General features: G+C 68.3%; 23 protein-coding genes. 16 read left to right on the top strand and 7 right to left on the bottom strand.

Annotated features, from left to right (window positions below):
* The first annotated feature begins 18 nt into the window (after positions 1-18).
* On the top strand, positions 19-1,056 hold the full coding sequence (locus tag WBG06_RS23825) for a VanZ family protein (protein ID WP_336739892.1): 1,038 nt from the start codon (positions 19-21) through the stop codon (positions 1,054-1,056).
* A gap of 13 nt (positions 1,057-1,069) precedes the next feature.
* On the opposite strand, the gene WBG06_RS23820 is transcribed toward WBG06_RS23825, so the two are convergent.
* Both WBG06_RS23820 and WBG06_RS23815 read right to left on the bottom strand, forming a co-directional pair.
* On the bottom strand, positions 1,070-1,930 hold the full coding sequence (locus WBG06_RS23820) for a hypothetical protein (RefSeq protein ID WP_336739890.1): 861 nt from the start codon (positions 1,928-1,930) through the stop codon (positions 1,070-1,072).
* A gap of 2 nt (positions 1,931-1,932) precedes the next feature.
* Entirely contained in the window at positions 1,933-2,538 is a 606-nt protein-coding gene (locus tag WBG06_RS23815; protein ID WP_336739889.1) for a TetR/AcrR family transcriptional regulator, read from the bottom strand.
* A gap of 75 nt (positions 2,539-2,613) precedes the next feature.
* Between WBG06_RS23815 and WBG06_RS23810 the strand changes: the two genes are divergently transcribed.
* Both WBG06_RS23810 and WBG06_RS23805 read left to right on the top strand, forming a co-directional pair.
* Entirely contained in the window at positions 2,614-3,639 is a 1,026-nt protein-coding gene (locus WBG06_RS23810) for an alpha/beta fold hydrolase (RefSeq protein ID WP_336739887.1), read from the top strand.
* Positions 3,640-3,742: 103 nt separating this feature from the next.
* On the top strand, positions 3,743-4,312 hold the full coding sequence (locus WBG06_RS23805; protein WP_336739885.1) for a DUF6199 family natural product biosynthesis protein: 570 nt from the start codon (positions 3,743-3,745) through the stop codon (positions 4,310-4,312).
* Positions 4,313-4,329: 17 nt separating this feature from the next.
* On the opposite strand, the gene WBG06_RS23800 is transcribed toward WBG06_RS23805, so the two are convergent.
* Positions 4,330-4,827: a hypothetical protein gene (locus WBG06_RS23800; RefSeq protein WP_336739883.1), complete on the bottom strand. Its 498-nt coding sequence runs from the start codon at positions 4,825-4,827 to the stop codon at positions 4,330-4,332.
* Between the two features lie 213 nt (positions 4,828-5,040).
* Between WBG06_RS23800 and WBG06_RS23795 the strand changes: the two genes are divergently transcribed.
* From WBG06_RS23795 to WBG06_RS23755, 9 genes are all read left to right on the top strand, one after another.
* Positions 5,041-5,349 (top strand): hypothetical protein, encoded by a 309-nt coding sequence (locus WBG06_RS23795; RefSeq protein ID WP_336739881.1) that lies wholly within the window; start codon positions 5,041-5,043, stop codon positions 5,347-5,349.
* The gene (locus WBG06_RS23790) at positions 5,349-7,682 is read left to right on the top strand and encodes a WXG100 family type VII secretion target (RefSeq protein ID WP_336739879.1); all 2,334 of its coding nucleotides are present in this window, start codon (positions 5,349-5,351) and stop codon (positions 7,680-7,682) included. Before WBG06_RS23795 ends, WBG06_RS23790 begins: the two co-directional genes overlap by 1 nt.
* Positions 7,675-8,298: a hypothetical protein gene (locus WBG06_RS23785; RefSeq protein ID WP_336739877.1), complete on the top strand. Its 624-nt coding sequence runs from the start codon at positions 7,675-7,677 to the stop codon at positions 8,296-8,298. The genes WBG06_RS23790 and WBG06_RS23785 overlap by 8 nt, the downstream gene beginning before the upstream one ends.
* Positions 8,299-8,916, top strand: a complete 618-nt coding sequence (locus WBG06_RS23780) for a hypothetical protein (protein WP_336739875.1) — start codon at positions 8,299-8,301, stop codon at positions 8,914-8,916.
* A 162-nt stretch (positions 8,917-9,078) separates the two neighbouring features.
* Positions 9,079-9,909 (top strand): hypothetical protein, encoded by an 831-nt coding sequence (locus WBG06_RS23775; protein ID WP_336739874.1) that lies wholly within the window; start codon positions 9,079-9,081, stop codon positions 9,907-9,909.
* Between the two features lie 216 nt (positions 9,910-10,125).
* Positions 10,126-10,455, top strand: a complete 330-nt coding sequence (locus tag WBG06_RS23770; RefSeq protein ID WP_336739872.1) for a PadR family transcriptional regulator — start codon at positions 10,126-10,128, stop codon at positions 10,453-10,455.
* Positions 10,456-10,458: 3 nt separating this feature from the next.
* Positions 10,459-10,830, top strand: coding sequence for a DUF1048 domain-containing protein (locus tag WBG06_RS23765; RefSeq protein ID WP_336739870.1), 372 nt, complete (start codon positions 10,459-10,461; stop codon positions 10,828-10,830).
* Entirely contained in the window at positions 10,827-11,600 is a 774-nt protein-coding gene (locus WBG06_RS23760) for an ABC transporter ATP-binding protein (protein WP_336739868.1), read from the top strand. The genes WBG06_RS23765 and WBG06_RS23760 overlap by 4 nt, the downstream gene beginning before the upstream one ends.
* Entirely contained in the window at positions 11,597-12,373 is a 777-nt protein-coding gene (locus WBG06_RS23755) for an ABC transporter permease (protein ID WP_336739866.1), read from the top strand. The genes WBG06_RS23760 and WBG06_RS23755 overlap by 4 nt, the downstream gene beginning before the upstream one ends.
* A 30-nt stretch (positions 12,374-12,403) precedes the next feature.
* Here WBG06_RS23755 and WBG06_RS23750 read toward each other — a convergent pair whose 3' ends face one another.
* On the bottom strand, positions 12,404-13,192 hold the full coding sequence (locus tag WBG06_RS23750; RefSeq protein ID WP_336739864.1) for a metallophosphoesterase family protein: 789 nt from the start codon (positions 13,190-13,192) through the stop codon (positions 12,404-12,406).
* Between the two features lie 36 nt (positions 13,193-13,228).
* Here WBG06_RS23750 and WBG06_RS23745 point away from each other — a divergent pair, with 36 nt between their 5' ends.
* Positions 13,229-13,756, top strand: coding sequence for a bifunctional adenosylcobinamide kinase/adenosylcobinamide-phosphate guanylyltransferase (locus tag WBG06_RS23745; RefSeq protein ID WP_336739862.1), 528 nt, complete (start codon positions 13,229-13,231; stop codon positions 13,754-13,756).
* Here the strand turns inward: WBG06_RS23745 and cobS are convergent.
* The 3 genes from cobS to WBG06_RS23730 all read right to left on the bottom strand — a co-directional run bounded on the left by cobS (position 13,753) and on the right by WBG06_RS23730 (position 16,443).
* Entirely contained in the window at positions 13,753-14,526 is a 774-nt protein-coding gene (cobS, locus tag WBG06_RS23740; RefSeq protein ID WP_336739860.1) for an adenosylcobinamide-GDP ribazoletransferase, read from the bottom strand. The two genes, WBG06_RS23745 and cobS, sit on opposite strands and share 4 nt — an antisense overlap.
* The gene (cobT, locus tag WBG06_RS23735) at positions 14,526-15,578 is read right to left on the bottom strand and encodes a nicotinate-nucleotide--dimethylbenzimidazole phosphoribosyltransferase (RefSeq protein ID WP_336739858.1); all 1,053 of its coding nucleotides are present in this window, start codon (positions 15,576-15,578) and stop codon (positions 14,526-14,528) included. Before cobT ends, cobS begins: the two co-directional genes overlap by 1 nt.
* Before the next feature lie 121 nt (positions 15,579-15,699).
* Positions 15,700-16,443: an IclR family transcriptional regulator gene (locus WBG06_RS23730; RefSeq protein ID WP_336739857.1), complete on the bottom strand. Its 744-nt coding sequence runs from the start codon at positions 16,441-16,443 to the stop codon at positions 15,700-15,702.
* An 85-nt stretch (positions 16,444-16,528) separates the two neighbouring features.
* On the opposite strand from WBG06_RS23730, the gene pcaH reads away from it, so the two are divergent.
* The 3 genes from pcaH to WBG06_RS23715 are packed head-to-tail and all read left to right on the top strand — an operon-like array spanning position 16,529 to position 19,187.
* A complete protein-coding gene (gene pcaH / locus WBG06_RS23725) occupies positions 16,529-17,320 on the top strand; it encodes a protocatechuate 3,4-dioxygenase subunit beta (protein ID WP_336739855.1) in 792 nt (263 codons plus the stop codon).
* Positions 17,317-17,880: a protocatechuate 3,4-dioxygenase subunit alpha gene (pcaG, locus tag WBG06_RS23720; RefSeq protein WP_336739853.1), complete on the top strand. Its 564-nt coding sequence runs from the start codon at positions 17,317-17,319 to the stop codon at positions 17,878-17,880. The genes pcaH and pcaG overlap by 4 nt, the downstream gene beginning before the upstream one ends.
* Before the next feature lie 8 nt (positions 17,881-17,888).
* The gene (locus WBG06_RS23715) at positions 17,889-19,187 is read left to right on the top strand and encodes a lyase family protein (protein WP_336739851.1); all 1,299 of its coding nucleotides are present in this window, start codon (positions 17,889-17,891) and stop codon (positions 19,185-19,187) included.
* Positions 19,188-19,195 lie beyond the last annotated feature (8 nt).

Below are 19,195 nucleotides of genomic sequence, written 5' to 3'. Positions count from 1 at the left end.
GTGTCCTAACCTGACGATGTGGTCAACGTCGTCGGCAACGCGGTGCTCGCCATCGTTCTCGGGATCGGGCTGGCCGTCGTCGGTTTCGTCCCGGCGGCAGCGGTCGCCTACCGCCGCAGGGGCTCGTTCCCGCTGGGCCGGATCCTGCTCCTGCTGGCCGCGGCGATCTACGCAGTGGCGCTGTGGACCTACACGCTCGTCCCGATGCCCGAGGCGGGCTCCTTCACCTGTGCCGGGACCCAGATCCACGCGTTCGGCTTCGTCGGGGACATCCTTCGGGTCCGGGCCGAGGTCGGCACCCGAGCACTGCTCACCAGCGCGGTGTTCCTCCAGGTGGTGCTCAACATCGTGCTCTTCGTCCCGCTGGGGTTCTTCGTCCGGGCGATCGCCGGACGCGGCGTCGTCGTCGCCGGCACGATCGGTTTCCTGACGTCGCTGCTGATCGAGACCACCCAGCTCACCGGGATCTGGGGGCTCTATCCCTGCGCCTACCGTGTCTTCGACGTCGACGATCTGATCATCAACACCGCCGGCGCGGTGATCGGGTCGGCGATCTCGGTGCTGTTCGTGCGGCACCGGACGCGACAGACCCCCGCGACGGTCACCATGGGCCGGCGCATCGTGGGCATGATCGCCGATCTCCTGATCATCCTCGGCAGCGGCACGCCGCTCGTGGTGGCCTGGCGCGCCTGGCAGCTCTACGGACTCGACGTGCCGTTCGACGAGGTGCCGGCCACCACCCAGTTCTGGCTGCTGTGGGGACCACCGATCGTGCTGCAGACAGTCGCCGTCCTCGGCTTCGGACGGACCGTCGGCGAATGGGTCGTCGGCCTCCGCGCCACCGCCTCGTCGGGGGTCTGGTGGCGCCGGCTCGTCAAGCTGCTGGCCGGTGTCGGTGGTCTGACGCTGCTGCTCATGGCCGACTTCCCCGGCTCCGGCCTCCTCTTGCTCGGCTTCGTGGCCGCGACGCTCCTGACGCTCCCTCGCACCGCGGAGCATCGCGGCCTCAGCAACATGCTCGCGGGGATGCAGGTCCGGACGGTTCGGCCGACCTGAGCCCGCCCCACCGTCAGCCGGGCAGCGCCGAGAGCTCGAGCTCCCCGGTCAGGTACGCCAGGGTGGAGCCGTTCGACAGCACGATCCGTCGGGCGTCGTCGTTCCTCCGCCGGCGCAACGACGTCAACGTCTTGGCCACTCTCTCCGGGTGATCGAGGAGCCAGAACCCGACCCGGACCGTCCGGCGCCGCCACCGTCGGGGCAGGAGCCGGACCTGGTGTCGGCGCGTCGCCGACCACGACGGCGCGTCCCGCCGCGGGGTGATCTCGAGGAACCGGTTCGTCACCGTGATCATCTCGTGGTTCGTGACCTCCTCGACCACGTCCACCCGAATCTCGTCCCAGGCCACTGTGACCGCTTCTCCGGCGAGCTCGATCCTCAGGGTCTCGGGCGTGATCACGAGCGCCCGACGCATCGTCATCGTCAACGCGTGGTCGACGACCACCACCGCGAAGAACGTCGCGAACCCCGCCGACAGCACGCCGGTCACGAGCATGCCGTGCCGGAACGAGAGGCCCGCGAACTGGCACAGCATCACCACGAAGCACACCAGCATCAGCTCTCCGCACACCCCCGGCCCTCGTCTGAGCCTGATCTCGATCCGAGCCTCCCCGTCGACCTGCCGGATCCGGTGTCGCGGGCGGCGGTCGCCGATGCGTACGCCTTTCATCATCTGCACAGCGAGTGCCAGCAGCACGAACATCGCCCCGCAGGTGACGCCGATCAGATACGGCCCGTGGTCTCCGCCGTCCGCTACCAGGAACCCCACGCACAGCAGGAGCCCGATCAGCAGGTTGCCGAGGCTCAGCAGCGACCACCCCACCCTGCGCGCCGTCGCCTTCCAGGGCGACCCGAGATCTTCGTCCTCGACCACGCCTAGACCCTAGGGGCGTACGCCGCGGCCGGTCCGATCGCGGGCTCTCGGCGCGTGACGGTGCTCCTGATCGAGGCTTCGGCCTCGGCGGCGGTGATGTCCCCGATGAGGACTCGTAGGGTGAGGCCGTCGGAGAGCGCGAGCAGCTCGATGGCGCGGGCACGTGCCTCGGCCTCGTCGAGGTGGTCCGCTTCCTGGATGTGGCGGGTGCACTCCTCGACACCGACCCTCGTCGCTTCGGCCAGGATCTGGCGTACGGCTGCATGGGTCATCGCCTTGGCCACGTAGGCGTACCAGACGGTGACCCCGATGCGACCAGCGTCCGTGGCGGGGATCTGCTGGAGCAGGATGTGCAGGAGGCGGTCTCGCGGCGGACGGCCTTCGGTGGCCTCGTACTCGATGACGGCACGCTTGATCAGCAGGTCGATGCCGGCGACGACCAGCGCGTCCTTGGTGCCGAAGTAATGCTGTACGCGACCCATCGAGACCCCGGCCCTGGCCGCAACGGTCCGCAGACTGACGCCCTCGATCCCCTGCTCGGCGACGATCTGCCACAGCCCGGCGACGATCTCGAACCGGCGTTGCTCGTGGTCGACGGCTCTTGGCATGCGCCCAGATTAGCAATACAGTCGCATCGCAACAGGTTTCAATGCGATCGCATCGTTATCGGGGACGGGGACGGCATGGATGAGGATCTGGCGAACGACGACATCGGGACACAGAGGAGGCGCCGACGCTGGCCCGTCGTCCTCATCACCGTCATCGCCGTCGCCTCGACCGGGTGTCTGGTGATGGTGCTCGGCACGAGCGGGCCCGGCGTCGGCCACTTCCGGACACCGGCGGGACGCCAGGCCTATACCGAGGCATACACCTCGGCCTTCGCCGCGCTCCCGAAGCCAACCGAGACCTCCGATGTCGAGACCACCTTCGGCACGGTCCGTGCGTACGCCTGGGTCAACCCGGACCCGGTCGACGACGTCCCGGTCGTGCTGGTGCCGGGCCGAGCCAGCGGCGTACCCATGTGGGGAGAGAACCTGCGCGACTTCGTCGAGCACCGCACCGTCTACGCCTTCGACGCGATCGGCGACAGCGGGCTCTCGGAGCAGACCCTGCCGCTGCGCGGCATGGACGACAACGCTCGCTGGGTCGACGAGGCACTGGACGGGCTCAGGCTCGACCGGGTCCACCTCGTCGGTCACTCCCAGGGTGGCGGGCTCGCGGCGGCCGTCGCCGTGCGTCATCCGGACCGGCTGGCCAGCCTCACCCTTCTCGAGCCGATCATGACGTTCGGCATGCTGCCGATCTGGGCGATCGGCTGGTCCGCGGTGGCCGCGCTCCCGTTCCTCCCCGACTCCTGGCGCGATCATGCGCTGAACCGGATCGGGGGCGTCGAGGACGCCGAGGTCGATCCCGAGGATCCGATGGCGCGGATGATCGCTGCGGGCACGACCCATTTCGACTCCGGCAGCCTGCCGACTCCCTCGCGCCTGACCGATGACCAGATGCGCGCGCTGACGATGCCTGTCTACGTCGCCATCGCGAGCGACAAGTCCCTGGCCGGCGGCGAGGACGCGGCGGAGAAGGCCGAGCTGATCCCCACGGCGACCGTCAAGATCTGGCCGAAGACGACTCATTCGCTGCCCATGCAGGTCGCCCCCGCGCTCGACGCCGAGCTCGAACGGTTCTGGGCAGCGGCACCTCGACCGTGAACGGCGTCGATGCTCGACCGTACGGAGACCGACGAACTTCCGGTCGTCGGAGCGTGCGACCTGTCGCGCCGGACTCGGTCGCGCTCCGAGGTATACATATCCGGTGACGTTGCTCGTGATCGTCCTCGTTCTCATGGCCGGGTGGTCGTTCTTCGTCGCCGCGCGACCGGAGGTCGGCTTCTTCCTCGAGGAGGGCTGGAAGTTCCGGGACGCCGAGCCCTCCGACCTCTATCTCGGTGTGACCCGATTCAGCGCCGCTGTCGCCGGCATCGCCTGCCTGGTCTTCGCCGCCATCCTCGGCTTCGGCGGTCTCGACGGCGGTGCGTCGTCTGATCGGTCGTCTGCTTCGACCGATGAGACCTCGGACGCCGTCGCCGAGGGCTTGTCGAGGGCACAGGAGAAGGAGGAGGAAGCCTCGCAACGCGCCCGGGAGGAGTGCCAGCGGCTCAAGCCGACGTTCGAGCAGACGGTGAAGTGGAACGCTCAGGACAAGGTCGCGAACCCCGACGCCCTGAATGAACTCGCCGGCTCTGAAGGCGTCTCCGCCGAGATCGAGACGCGCGCGAACGGCGAGGTCGTCACGGTCCGGGGATCAGAGCCCGAATACTTCGGCGGCTCCACCGGCCGGGTTCTCTTCTTCATGACCCCAGAAGGCGCGACCTGCATGCCCTGAGCACCACTCGTGGCACCTCACGCCCAGACGCCGACGTACTCGACGAACACCCTGAGACCGGAGTTGAACTGGGCAGCGTTGGTGATCGCGTTGATGAGGCGTACGACCCAGAAGACCGCCAACGTGTATCCGATCCCGAGCGCGATCCCGGAGGTCACCGCACTGGTTCCAGCCGCCTTCGCCCTGCCCACGCCGAGGTGCCCGAGGACGACCGAGACGGCGATCGGGATGATCGAGGCGATCATCAGCACCCCGAGGATGAGCCAGACGATCGATCGGTCCTCCATGGCGTAGAAGGAGTTGTAGTAGCTCTGGCTGACCTTCGGGATTCCGACGATCACCCGCACCAGGGCGACGATCCCGAGCATCCCGGCCGCGAGCCCCAGCCCAGCCGGCCCGATCCAGCCGGCGCCTCGTGGGCTGCCGGCCGGTGCCGTCGTGGGTGCCGTCGTGGGCGCCGTCGTGGGCGCCGGCCATCCCGGACCGGTTCCTGCCGCCTCGTTCGGTTGTGACATCGCGCCCTTCCCTATCAAGTTGAATCGCGTCCCAGCGAGGCAGCCGACCGGCCTCGTATGGCCCGAGACGCTATCTCACGCGCGCGCCGGCGGGCGGCTCATGGAGCGGGCGGCGACCCGGTACCAAGATTTCTCGACGATTTGCGTTTGAATCCCGGAATTTGGGGTAGGAGATAATTACCAACCGCTCTGAACGTCTTGGGGAGACCTCTCGTGAACGTCGAAATCGTGGTGCCGCAGGTGAAGACCGCGGCCCGTTCCATCGGGACCGCGGCCGACGCCGTCGCCGGCCTCGATCTCGAAGGCCCGATGGGCAAAGTCGCCGCCGCGCTGCCTGGCAGCACCGTCGTCGGCGCCGCGAACGGCCTCAAGGCGGAGTGGAAGAGCGACAAGGACACCTGGGTCAAGGCCGCTCGCGACCACCAGACGACGACCGTCGCCGACGCGGACGCCATCGTGGAGGCCGACACCATCACGGCGCAGCAGGCGCGCTACCGCGAAGCAATGATCGGGAGAGACTGATGGCCGTCACCTACGAGCAGCTGCAGAGCTGGAAGCCCGAAGAGCTCGACACCGCTGCGGACCAGCTCAACACCGCCCGCAAGAGCTTCCAGGACCAGCAAGACGAGATGGATGCCGGCAAGGTTCCGGACACGTGGGTCGGCGAGGCGGCGACCCGCGCCGAGAACCGTCACCGCCGTCTGGTCGCGGATCTCAACGACATGGCGGCGCCGCTGTCCCAGGTCATCAACGCCCTCGACGAGGCTGCAGCCTCCATCAAGAAGGCCAAGGACAGCGCTAAGCACGCCTACGACGACGCGATCGGCCGGGGCTGGAAGGTCACCTTCTCCGGCGGCGTACAGATCACCGATCCGAGCCCGGACGAGAAAGACCCGGACAAGGACAAGGGCACCATGCAGCAGCTTGCACAGAGCATCCAGGATGCCCTGACCGATGCCGAGTCCGCCGAGATCGACCTGGCGGCCGTGCTCAACCATGCGACCAAGGGCGACTACGACGGTGGCGACGGCACGATCGAGCAGGCCAGCCTTCCGCCTGAGCTGCGCAACCTGCCCGAGGACGAGCTCATCGACAAGATGCTCAGTGATCCGGGCAAGTACGACGGCTACGTCGACGCGCTGCCCGAGGACGTCCAGACTCGCCTCGGCAAGGAGATCAGTGACCGCGTCGACAGCACGCTGAACGACGACGATTACAAGATCAGCCAGGACGAGGTCAACCGCCTCAACTCGATGTTGAGCGCCTACACCGACGACGAGACCGTCGCGGCCGGCCTCTACCGAGACCTCGGGGCCGACGGCACCGTCGCCAGCATGGCGCGGATCGAGGAGTATCTGCGTAATCCCTCCGTCGACGCCGGATCTCTCGACTCTCTCGCCGCCAACCTCCGCAACGGACTCGGATCAGCCTCGAACCACCCTGACTTCCCGGCCAAGCAGTTCGGCCACGACATCGTCAAGTACGCCGGCCCCTCCGGTGTCTACCTCTCCGACGACGAGCAGGACGCCCTCCGGGATCGCTACCCGAACTGGGGCGGCACCGGCGGCGCCTCGGTGCTCACCTACCTGATGAAGGACCACGACCTCAACGGCGACCTCGTCCTCGGGGCCGCGGAGGAACTCGACCGCTTCGAACAGGCCGACGGCCCGTTCGACGCCAAGACTTGGTATCACCACACCGGCCACGGTCCGTTGGGCGCCGGCGAGAACGGCTATGGCGCCGACCCGATGGCTGCGATCATGGGCAACCTCGGCGCTCATCCCGAGCAGGGCTACGAGTTCTTCAGCGGCGAGCACGGTGCGGAGCGCCAAGAGTTCTACTTCGACAAGCGCACCTGGCAGGCCGACGGTTATGCGGGCATCTCACAAGCCGCGGCCGGCATCAGCACCGATCCCGATCTGGTCAAGCAACATCCTGAAGGCGCCGCGATGATTGCTTCCCGATTCGTGGACTACGTCGCGAACAGCGAAGGGTTCAACGCCGAGGACGCGAAACCTGCTTCGCCCTACGTCTCCGAGATCCTCAAGAACTACATGCACTCGGTCGACGACGCACTGCACGCGCGAGGAGAGGACGGGGAAGCCGGCGTATACACGTCAACCCCCGTCGCGCTCGGCGACATCGCCAACAGCCCGAGATTCTTCGCGAACGACATCCAATCGTTGCTCAAGGTCGGAGCAAGCAGTCAGGAAGGGCTTGTCAATCTCGCCGAAGGCGTCGGGACCTATCAGCAGTCCCAGATCAACAACGCTGCCTACCAGATTCAGCAGAACCCGGGCGACTACCGCGACGGCAATGTGCTCAGCGACGTCATGCAACACTCTGCCTACCTGAACGGTGCCGTCGAGCACGCGATCGGGAGCGTCGAGATCGAAGGTGCCGCGAACACCGACAAGCAGATTCAGACGTTCACCAGCCTTGTCGGCGATGTCGCCGGGATGGTGCCGCTGCCTGGGACCGGGGCCGTCGGTACAGCGGTCGAGTTCGGCGTCGGCCAAGCGATCGACCTTGCCACTGACAAGGCCGACGGCCACTTCGCCAACTTCGAAGAGGCCGCAACTGACCACGCCAATGATCGGGCGGCGGCATCGCTGAACGAGTCCCGTGTCAACGCACTGGATGCACTGGTGAAGAGTGGCGTTGTCGAACTTACGCCGGAACACCGCGAACGCTTCTTCCCCGAAGGAAAGCCAGTCGACCTCTCTAAGCTCAGTGATGAGGAACTCGGCGACCTCGCGAACCTGGCATCCAACAGGTACCTCAACGAGTACGGGATGGGGAGCATTGAGTATCAGAACGCATACGGCGCGGCCTTCCGTGAGTTCTATGAATAATCGTCGAGTCCCAGAATCTGACCGCAGAAAGCATCACCCGCTGATCGGCGCTCTGACCGCCTTGATGCTCGGAATTCTGGCGCTGACGTCGTGCGGTGAGGAGTCGCCGGCCACGTTGATCGAACCGGATGATTTCGAGGCGGCCAAGGGCGAGGCGAAAGACGCCGGGGGCGGAATCGTTGGGATGCCGCCGTGCCGCGCCCTCCGAGAGTTCAACCAGGACCTCAACCTCGCAGCATCGGGGAAGGTCACCGGAACTACCGTGGGGATCGACGGCGGCGGCTCCGTCTTCGCCGTGGTGTTCTCGCCCACCGCAACACCGCGGTCGGCATCCGAAGTCGTCGCCGATGTCCCCGGGCACGTCGAGGCCTGCTCCAAGGAGATCGGTGGCGATCCGTCCCGCAAGGTTGAAGAGCTCCTCGAGCTGCCTTCGGGTGCCACCGGCTTTCACGGCGAGGAGAACAACTCCACCAGCGAGTACGCATATGCGGTCACAAGCGACGATCGACTGCTAGTCGTAGGAACGGAATACTCCACCGGAGACAGCCCGCCGGTCTCCATCGAGCGACTGCTCGAACTCGCGGCCGACCGCGCTCCCGACGTCTCAGCAGACTAGATGCGTCCCCGCACCCTCAGGAGAAGCAGGGTCCGCCTGCCTGTCGCGCTGTGTGCATCACCGTTTCTGATGACCGCCTGTGGCGGCGACCCGGCACTGCTGGACACCGATGCGCTTCCTCCTGTCGAGGAGACTACTGACGGAAACATGGGAGCGCCCGGGGCTGGCTGGTGTGATGCGCTTGCGTATTTGGAGACAGCGAAGCTGTCGAACGCCACAGACGGTACTGCTGGAGATCAGTACGTGCTCGAGAACGGGGATGTCGTTGGGGCCACTGTGTTCGTTCCCGGCGGGGGCGAATACCCCGACGCCGGATCGATGATCACCGCTATCGAGAAGGCGGTCGACGAGTGTGCGGCAGACGCCGCCAAGGATGACTACGGCGAGGCGACGTCGGAGCCGGTCAGTGGGCTTCCCGACGGGGCGGTGGGGTTCACGTTCACGAGTACGTCGTCAGACCCGCCTGAGGTTGGCAGCACGGCATTCGCCGAAACGGAGGACGGACGCCTCGTCGGTGTCGGAGTGACGCACAGTGGGAGCGGCGAAGCATCCGTGGATGTGACGGACCTGCTTGCCACTGCGTTCGATCGAGCTGCCGAGGTGGACAGCGAGAGCTGAGTCCAAGAGTTCTGCGTCTGGCCTCAACAGGTACCTCACGATGGGAAGCGATGAGTACGAGGACGCCCACAGCGGGGCAGCCCCAGGATGCGGCCGCAGAAAGTCCGCTGTCTGCGGACCCCACACCCGATGTTGCCGATGCTGGAGGAAGGTGAACCACGCGTGACGACATCAGCGATTGCCGCAACGGCGATGGCACTCGGTTTGGCTTTCTTCCTCACCGGCTGCGGAGGTGCGGATGAGACGTCGCAGTCTCTCAGTGAGTCGATTCGCGCAGATGTCGCTAAGGGCGACTCACCGGAGACGCTGGGCCGGTTGGCGACCTATCTGCAGGAGCATCCTGATGCGGAGATCGACGCCGACCTCATCGACGAGACCGCAGACCTACTGGTGCGCAACATGCCCGCCGTCCGCAAGACCATCGCAGATCCGGGCAGTCCGCCCAGTCTCGATACTGATCCAGACGGTCTGCTTCGCGTAGTGCTCCAGGTCGCCGACGACAAGGCGGAGGCCAGGGCTGTGCTGGACGCGGTCACCACGTCCGCTATCGACGAAACCGAGAGGGTCACCGCAGCGTACGTTGCGGATCCGTCGACCAGCGTCAGGCTCGATGCCGCTCTCGCTGACAGCATGGTGGCCTCGGCGGCACTTGCGACGGCGCTGGGTGTCGATTCGTACGAAACGCCCGCTGATCTGATGGACGTCCTGGCGTACCTCGTCGATGGGACGGCACCGTCGGACCTGGCTCCCGGTGTTCCCCTCGCGGTTCGGACCATCGTCGCCGCTAACTATCTCCACGCACCGGAAGGGTCACTGTCCGGCGCGCTCGCCGAGCGCCCTCGTTTCGACCAGCCAGGCGTGGTGGACGAGATCCCGAAGTGGACCGACTCGACGAAATCCCCGATCCCAGCAGCGATCATCCCCGGCACCGCTGAGGCGCTCGAGAACAGCTGGAGCGCAGGAGAGGACCTGGCGATCGCTGCCCAGAAGTGACCCGAAGAAGGGATTCGCCGGGCCCCGGGCGGTTCCCCGCCAGACCACTGACGATTCCAGGCAAGACCCGACCAGCGGCGCTGGTACGGCGGTTCCGACCGGCGTACCAGCGCCGCTGACATTTCTGCGTCCGTCAATGGACTTGCGCTCGAACCACTACTCAGCGCTACTATGTACTGGTAGTCAGCAACACTGAGTAGTGGGAGGAGGTGCCCGATGGGCAAGCAGATGACCGAGATGCTCAAGGGGACGCTCGAGGGGATCGTGCTGGCGTTCCTGACCGGCAACCCGGCGTACGGGTACGAGATCACGGCCTGGCTGCGGGGCCAGGGATTCACCGATATCGCCGAGGGCACGGTCTACGCGCTGCTGGTCCGGATCGAGAAGAACGGGCTGGTGGACGTGGAGAAGCGGCCGTCGGAGAAGGGGCCGCCGCGGAAGGTCTACTCGCTCAACGCGGACGGCGAGAAGTACCTCGAAGAGTTCTGGACCACCTGGGGGTTCCTGGCCGAACGGCTGGAGAGCCTCCGCACCGAAGGGAAGTAAGTCATGTCCATCCGATCGATGTTCGAGGCCGTCGTCGGCGAGCTCGCGCTGAAGAAGCGCTGGCGGCAGCTCAAGGCCCGCAAGCAGCAGCTCCCCGAGAGCCACCGCAAGGCGCACGACGCGGTCGAGCGCTACCTGATGTACTCCGCCGGCATCGCCGACGGCGCGATCGTGACCGCGATGGCCGAGGACCTCCTCGAGCTCTTCGAGCAGGGTGCTGCCGACGGCACCCCGGTCAGCGCGATCGTCGGCGACGACCCGGTCGAGTTCGCCGAGGAGTTCGCCAGGAACTACGCCGAGGGCGCCTGGATCAAGAAGGAGCGCGCCCGGCTCAACGAGGCGATCGAGACCATCAACAAGGAGGAAGAGTCATGAGCGCGACAGCAGCGATCTCCGTACGCGGCCTGGAGAAGTCCTACAAGGACAACCAGGTGTTGCGGGGCGTGGACTTCGAGGTGGCGCGAGGGTCGGTCTTCGCCCTGCTCGGGTCCAACGGAGCCGGCAAGACCACAGCCGTACGTATCCTCTCGACGCTCCTGAAACCTGATGCCGGCGCGGTGCTGGTCGAGGGTGCCTCGGTGACCGAGGACGCAGAGCGGGTGCGCGAGGCGATCTCGCTGACCGGCCAGTTCGCGGCGGTCGACGAGATCCTGACCGGGCGGGAGAACCTGATCCTGGTCGCGAAGCTGCGCCACCTCCCCTCCCCCGGCGACGTCGCCGACGGGCTGCTGGAGCGGTTCGACCTGGTCAAAGCGGGCGCCCGGAAAGTCGCGACGTACTCCGGCGGCATGCGGCGGCGGCTCGACATCGCCATGTCGTTGATCGGCTCGCCGTCGGTGATCTTCCTCGACGAGCCGACGACCGGACTCGACCCGGAGGCACGACTGGAGGTGTGGCGGGTCGTCAAGGAGCTGACAGCGCAGGGCACGACCGTGCTGCTCACCACGCAGTATCTGGAGGAGGCCGAGCAGCTCGCCGACCGGATCGCGATCCTCCACGGCGGGACGATCATCGCCAACGGCACCCTCGCCGAGCTCAAGGCGCTGCTTCCGCCGGCGAAGGTCGAGTACGTCGAGAAGCAGCCGTCGCTGGAAGAGATCTTTCTTTCACTCACCGGCTCCACCAAGCAAGGAGACGCGGCATGAACACGCACAGCATGAACGCACACGCCTTCGCCGACGCCGGCACCCTGCTGGGGCGCTCGATGCGGCACATCACCCGCAGCCCGGACACGATCATCACCACCGCGCTGACCCCGATCGCGATGATGCTCCTCTTCGTCTACGTGCTCGGAGGGGCGATCCGGACCGGCACCGACAGCTACATCAACTACGTGCTCCCCGGGATCATGGTGATGGCGATCGCCTCGGGCATCGCGTACACCGCGCTGCGGCTCTTCACCGACATGAAGAGCGGGATCTTCGAGCGGTTCCAGTCGATGCCGATCGCACGCTCGGCGGTGCTGTGGGCGCACGTCGGGACCTCGATGGTGGCCAACATGCTCACCTTGGTGATCATCATCGGAGTCGCGTTCGTGATGGGCTTCCGCACCTCGGCCGACCTGGGCGCCTGGCTCGCCGTCGCCGGAATCCTGGCGCTGCTCACCCTGGCGCTGACCTGGCTCGCCGTCATCCCCGGGCTGGCAGCGCAGACCATGGAGGGAGCCACCGGGTTCTCCTACCCGCTGATCTTCCTGCCGTTCATCAGCTCGGCCTTCGCGCCGACGGAGACGATGCCCGGTCCGGTGCGTGCCTTCGCCGAGAACCAGCCGGTCACCTCGATCGTCAACACGGTCCAGGCGCTGTGGGCCGGGGAGCCGGTCGGTGACGACATCTGGGTGGCGCTGGCCTGGTGTGTGGGCATCCTGGTCGTCTCGTACGTCGCTGCCATGGCCGTCTACCGGCGCAAGATCAGTTGATCGCTTCCTCGGGACCGGAGAAGAGCCGACCTACCGCCTCCGGTGGTAGGTCGGCTGCTCGCCGTTCCTGAGGTTTCCGCGATAGAAGCCCGTCCGCAGCTCGTAGGTGTATTCGACGAGCTCGGGCATGCCGACCTCGGTCGCGTACGCGATCTCGGCCTCGGCGTCGTAGGGCACCCGGACCCACTGGATGCCGAACGGAGCCTCCTGCTCGCTGCCCATCACCCCCTCGAGGATGACGTAGACCGGGGTGGGGTCGCTCATGCAGTTGCCGACGCTGCCGGTGTTGAAGACGGTGCGCCGGTCGCGGTCGGTCTCGTAGTAGGGGTCGTGGGTGTCGGCGTAGCCGACGATGTCGGGCTCGGGAACGTCGAAGCCGGTCGCCTCGGAGTTCTGGAACAGGCCCAGGAACTCCTTCTCGTCGTGGTCGAACCTCACCCGGCGGTGGACCGTCTCCTCGGAGGCGTGGAAGAGCCTGACCCGTCGACCGCTGATCCAGAAGTCGTGGCTGAACGGGAGCGTACGCAGCCACTCCGCCTGCTCCCACGCCTGCAGCCGCCACCACATCAGCCCTACCGACTCGCGGCCGAAGTCGGGCTCGGGGGCGAGCAGGAAGTCCTCCCAGTTGCCGAGGATGTTGACCTCGCACCGCTCCCGGCAGATCTCGGCGACCTCCCGTCCCCGTGGACCCTTGCCGACGTAGTCGCCGAGGTTGAAGATCCGCGTGATCCCGCGTGCGTCGATGTCCGCGAGGACGGCTTCGAGGGCGGTGAGGTTGCCGTGTACGTCCGAGATCAGCGCGATCCGCTCTGGGGTCATGGGCGCAGGCTATGCGATGGCTGGGAGACTGGCCGGGTGAGGATTCTGGTGACAGGTGGGGTGCGCTCGGGGAAGTCGCGGCACGCCGAGACTTTGCTGTCGGCGGCCGAGTCGGTGACGTACGTCGCCCCTGGTCCGACGGCGGAGGACGACCCGGACCCGGACTGGGCCGCCCGACTGGCCGCACATCGGCTCCGCCGACCGGCGTCCTGGACGACCATCGAATCGCACGACCTCGCGACCGCTCTAACCGGCCACGAAGCCGTGATGGTCGACTGCTTGGGGACTTGGCTGACGGCGGTGATGGATGCTGAAGCCCTCTGGGACGCGTCCACCGACGACGCCGTCCAGGTGATCACCGGCCACCTCGGCGAGATCACCCGCGCACTCCACGGACGTACGGCTGACACCGTGCTCGTCACCAACGAGGTCGGCCTCGGTGTCGTGCCCGCACACCGCTCGGGCCGCCTCTTCCGTGACCTGCTCGGGCTGGCCAATCAACGCATTGCCGAGTTCTGCGACGAGGTGCACCTCGTCATCGCCGGGCGGGTGCTGAAGCTCTAGCCAGCGCTCAGGGTGACCAGGATCGTCGCCAGCGCAGCCTCGACGGCGGCGCCGAAGACGTCGCCGGTCACGCCGCCGAACCGTTTGATCGCCCGCAGGACGATCGCGCCGACGACGACTGCGGCGACGGCGGCCGCGAGGGCTCCGCGCCACCACGGCAGGCCGGCCCAGGCCCCGACGCCGGCGAGCGCGGCCGCGACGATGGTCCAAATGAGGACGGTCGCGAGGGGCGGCAGCGTCTGGGTGAACGTACGTCCCAGGCCGTCCTCGCGCGCCGGCCTGACGCCGCGGGTGCAGCACAGCGCCAGGGCCGCGCGCGAGGCGCAGACGCTGACGGCGGCGAGCATCGCGGAGGGGATGGCCGCGACGTCCAGCAGCGAGGCGAGCGCCGCGACCTGGAGACCCAGGACGAGGACGATCGCGGTGACCCCGGCCGGGCCGGAGGTGCCGGTCTTCATGACCTCCAGCGAGCGCTCGCGGTCGTAGGAGGCGGCCATGCCGTCGACCGTGTCGGCGAGCCCGTCGAGATGGAGGGCCCGGTTGCCGACGACCACGACGCCGATCGCGAGCAGGGCGGTGACCAGGTGCGGTAGACCGGCGAGCTGCCCCAGGAGTGCGATAGCGGCAGCACCTAGCGCGAGCGGCAGGGCGGCCAGCGGCGCGACCGCCATCGCCACCGCGGCGCGACGACGGTCGACGTGCTCGGGAGGAGGAACGGGCATCGCGGTCAGCGTGCCGACCGCGAGACGCCAGGCGTCCCGCACGAGCATCAGGCAGGGTCTCCCGGACCGCCGAGCTCCGAGAGGAGTGCGACGTCGCGCAGCAGGGCGACGGCGCTGCGTACGACCGGGACCGCGGCCACGGCACCAGAACCCTCCCCGAGCCGCAGGTCGAGGTCGAGCAGCGGCACCAGGCCGAGCTTCTCCAGCGCCATCGACTGGGCGGGCTCGGTCGAGCGGTGTCCGGCGGCGAACCAGGCCGCGGCGCCGGGCTCGATCCGGTCGGCGGTGAGGGCACAGGCGACGCTCATCAGGCCGTCGAGAAGGACCGGGACTCCCTGGCGCGCGGCCTCGAGGAGGTAGCCGGTGGTCGCGGCCAGGTCGGCGCTGCCGAGCGCGGCGAGGGTCTGGACCGGGTCGTCGGTGCGCTCACCGGCACGCGCGAGGGCCGCGGTGACGACATCGGTCTTGAGCCGCAGCGCGTCGTCGCCGATGCCGGTGCCACGACCGGTGACCTCGCTCGCGGGCAGCCCGAGCCCGGCCGCCACCATCGCCGCAGCGGGCGTGGTGTTGCCGATGCCCATGTCGCCGCTGATCAGCAGCTGCGCACCGGCCGCGATCTCCTCGCGGGCCACGGCGGCACCGGCCTCCAGGGCGGCGCGGGTCTCCTCGGCGGTCAGCGCGTCCTCGAGGTGGATCGCACCGCTCCCCCGCCGGACCTTGTGCGCGGTGAGCGTCTCGCGGGTCGCCGCGTCGAGGTCGTCGAACTCCTCGTCGACACCGAGGTCGAGCACTCGGACCTGGACGCCATGCGCCTTCGCGAGCGCGCTGACGCCGGCGCGTCCGCCCAGGAACGTACGCACCATCGCACCCGTGATCGCCGGCGGGAACGCCGAGACCCCGTGCTGGGCGACACCGTGGTCACCGGCGAAGATCACCAGCCGTACGTTCTCGATCGGTCGCGGCGGCACCACTCCCTGGCAGGCCGCCACCCAGACCGCCAGCTCGCCCAGCCGGCCAAGCGCTCCGGGAGGTGTCGCAAGTGCTCCGAGACGCTCGGCAGCGGCGCGGCGTACGTCTTCGTTCGGGGTCTGGATCGTCACCTGCGCAAGGTACCCCACCCGCCGAGGCGTCACCTAGAACGGTCGAGACGTCGCCCCCGTCGGCCGAGTCGGCACCGCGATGCCGACTCGGCCGACCTACCTGACGCCTCGGCAGGGTGGGTCATGGGAGGGCGCGGGAGACGCCTTGGGAGGCGACCTTCAGGGCGGAGACGAGGCGGAGGCGGCTGCGGCGGAGGTCGGAGACGACGATGCCGAGGGCACCCACGACACCGGCGGAGGTCGTGATCGGGACGGCCACCGAGCAGGCGCCGAGGGTCATCTCCTCGGCGGTGGTCGCATAGCCCTCGGTGACGACCCGGTCGAGCTGACGGCGCAGCAGACCCGGGGTGGTGATGGTGTGGCGGGTGAACGGCCGGAGCGGGCCGGAGAGCACCTGGGTGCGGACGTCCTCGGGGGCATGGGCGAGAAGCACCTTGCCGACACCGGTGGAGTACATCGGCAGCCGAGAGCCGACCGAGGAGACGATGGGTACGTTGCGGGTGCCGCGGAGCGTCTCGAGGTAGAGCACGTGGTCGTCCTCGCGGACGGCGAGGTGGACCGTCTCCAGCGTCGCACCGTAGAGGTCGTGGAGGAACGGGGCCGCGACCGAGCGCAGGTCGGTGGCGACCGGAGCGAGCAGGCCGGCGTCCCACAGACGGCGGCCGACGGCATAGGTCCCGTCCTCGTCGCGCACCAGGGCGCCCCACTCGACCAGCTCGGCGACCAGCCGGTGGGCGGTCGGGAGCGACAGGTCGGCGCGGGCGGCGAGCTCGCTCAGGGTGAGCCGACGGTGGCTCGCGTCGAAGGCGCCGATGAGACCGAGGACGCGTGAGGCGACCGTGCGGCCTGCGCTTCCACCTGCCATTCGACCCGTTCCATTCGATCCTGGACTTTCGCTCACCGGAAGTCGGTGCTTTCATCGTACGCGCCGCGGACCTAGCGTTCGGAACGTGACAGCGCCCACCAAGAAACAACCAGTCGAGACCCAGGCGGACCTCTCGGCCGAGATCGCCGAGCGCGAGAAGCTCAGCATCGAGGCGGACGCAGCCGGCCAGAAGGTACGCCAGCCGCTGCTGGACTACCCGCCCTACCGGTCCAGCATCCTGCGCCACCCCACCAAGGACCCGCGCCACGCGGACCCCGAGACCATCGAGCTGTGGTCCCCGTGCTTCGGCCACTCCGACGTGGACCCGCTCGAGGCCGACCTGACCATCGCCGGCAGCAGCGAGCCGATCGGTGAGCGGATCACGGTCAGCGGCCGCGTCCTCGACGGCGAGGGGCGCCCTGTCCGCAACCAGCTCGTCGAGATCTGGCAGGCCAACTCCGCCGGCCGCTACATCCACAAGCACGAGCAGCACCCGGCACCGCTCGACCCGAACTTCACCGGCGTCGGCCGGTGCATCACCGATGACGAGGGCCGCTACCGGTTCCAGACGATCAAGCCCGGCCCCTACCCGTGGGGCAACCACCTCAACGCCTGGCGGCCGGCACACATCCACTTCTCGCTCTTCGGACGTGCGTTCACACAGCGGCTGATCACGCAGATGTACTTCCCCAGCGACCCGCTCTTCGCCCTCGACCCGATCTACCAGTCGATCACGTCGCAGAAGGACCGGGACGCGCTGGTGGCGACGTACGACCACGACCTCACCATTCCCGAGTATTCGATGGGCTATAGCTGGGACATCGTCCTGACCGGCCCGAGCCGCACCTGGACCGAGCCCGAGGAGAGCGACCTGTGAGCACCTCCCCCACGAATCCGCAGAGCCCCACGCCGGGCCAGACCATCGGCCCGTTCTTCGGGTACGCGCTTCCCTACGACGGCGACGCCGACCTGGTCCCGCCGGGCAGCCCGGGCTCGATCCGCCTGCACGGCTGGGTCTACGACGGCGCCGGCAACCCGATCCCCGACGCGCTGCTCGAGATCTGGCAGACCGACGCCGAGGGCAACGTCCCGCAGGCCGAGGGGTCGCTGCACCGTGACGGCTGGACGTTCACCGGCTGGGGGCGCGCCGACACGGACCTGAACGGCCGCTACACGTTCTCGACCGTGCTCCCGGGAGCGTCCACGGACGGCTCGGCGCCGTTCTTCGCTGTCACCGTCTTCGCCCGCGGCCTGCTCGACAAGCTGCACACCCGTATCTACCTGCCCGAGCACCCCGCCAACGCCGGCGACCCCCTGCTGGTGTCGCTGGCCGAGGACGAGCGTGCGACGCTGGTAGCCACCACGGACGCCACCGGGTTGCGGTTCGACATCCACCTCCAGGGCGACCGCGAGACCACCTTTCTCACCTACGGCTGAGGAGTCGAATGTCGCTGTTGTGGCCCGGCGAGGAGCGCGCCGGGGATCTCTTCTCCGAGGGCGCCTATCTCGCCGCGATGGTGCGGGTCGAGGAAGCCTGGCTGGCCGCGGCCGTCTCCTCCGGGATCGCCCCGGAAGAAGCGCGTACGCCGCTGGCCGACCTGGTCTCCGCGGATGATGTTCCTGTGCTTGCCGAGGGCGCGGAAGGCGGGGGCAACCCGGTCATCGGGCTCGTCAAGCTCCTGCGTGGCCGCCTCGACGGCGAGGCCGCCAGATGGCTCCACAAGGGCCTGACCAGCCAGGACGTCGTCGACACCGCGCTCGTGCTCTGTCTGCGTGATGTGCTCGACCGGGTCGAGGGTGAGCTCGCCTCCCAGGCTGCCGCACTGGTCGGACTCGCTCGGGAGCACCGCGCCACCGTGATGGCCGGGCGCACCCTGACCCAGCACGCGGTGCCGATCACGTTCGGTCTCAAGGCCGCGACCTGGCTCTCCGGCCTGACCGACGCCGTTGAGGGTCTCCGGCACGCTCGGACGTCGCTGCCTGCCCAGGTCGGCGGCGCGGCCGGGACTTTGGCGGCGGTCGTCGAGCTGGCCCGGCTCCGTGGCCTCGCCGACCCGGTGGCGGCAGCACAGGCGGCGGTCTCGGCCACGGCGAACGCCCTCGACTTGGTCCCTCGGACGCCCTGGCACACCAATCGCGCCCCGCTGACCGCGGCGGCCGATGCGCTGGTCACCACGGCGGACACCTGGGGCCGGATCGCCACCGACGTCACCCTGATGACTCGCCCGGAGATCGGCGAGCTCTCCGAGCCGGCAGGCGCTGGGCGCGGCGGCTCCTCGACCATGCCCCACAAGTCGAACCCGGTGCTCTCGGTCCTGATCCGTCGCCACGCACTCGCTGCTCCCTCGCTCGCCTCGACCCTCCACACCGCCGCGGCGAGCTACGTCGACGAGCGGCCCGACGGTGCCTGGCACGTCGAGTGGGAGACCCTGCAGACCCTCGCCCGTCGCAGCGCCGTCGCGGCCTCGCAGACCAGCGAGCTGCTCGCCGGGCTCCGTGTCGACGCCGCCCGGATGCGGGCCACCGCCGAGGCCGCAGGGGCTGACCTGCTGGCCGAGCAGCGGTCGCTGACGGAGTTCGTGGGTGACGGCCCTTCGACAAGCTCAGGACACCGCGTACTCTCCGGATCCGAGGCCGCCTCCGGGCTCGCGGCCAATTCTCTCGAGTTCAGTCTCGGCGCTGCCGACGCGCTCATCGACACCACCATCGCCCGAGCCCACGAAACCTGGAAGACAGAACTTTGAAGGGAAGG

This window comes from Nocardioides sp. CCNWLW239, from assembly GCF_037137035.1.
Lineage (GTDB): Bacteria > Actinomycetota > Actinomycetes > Propionibacteriales > Nocardioidaceae > Nocardioides.
Note: the sequence above shows the minus strand (reverse complement) of the source record. Positions and strands in the feature narration are given on the sequence as shown.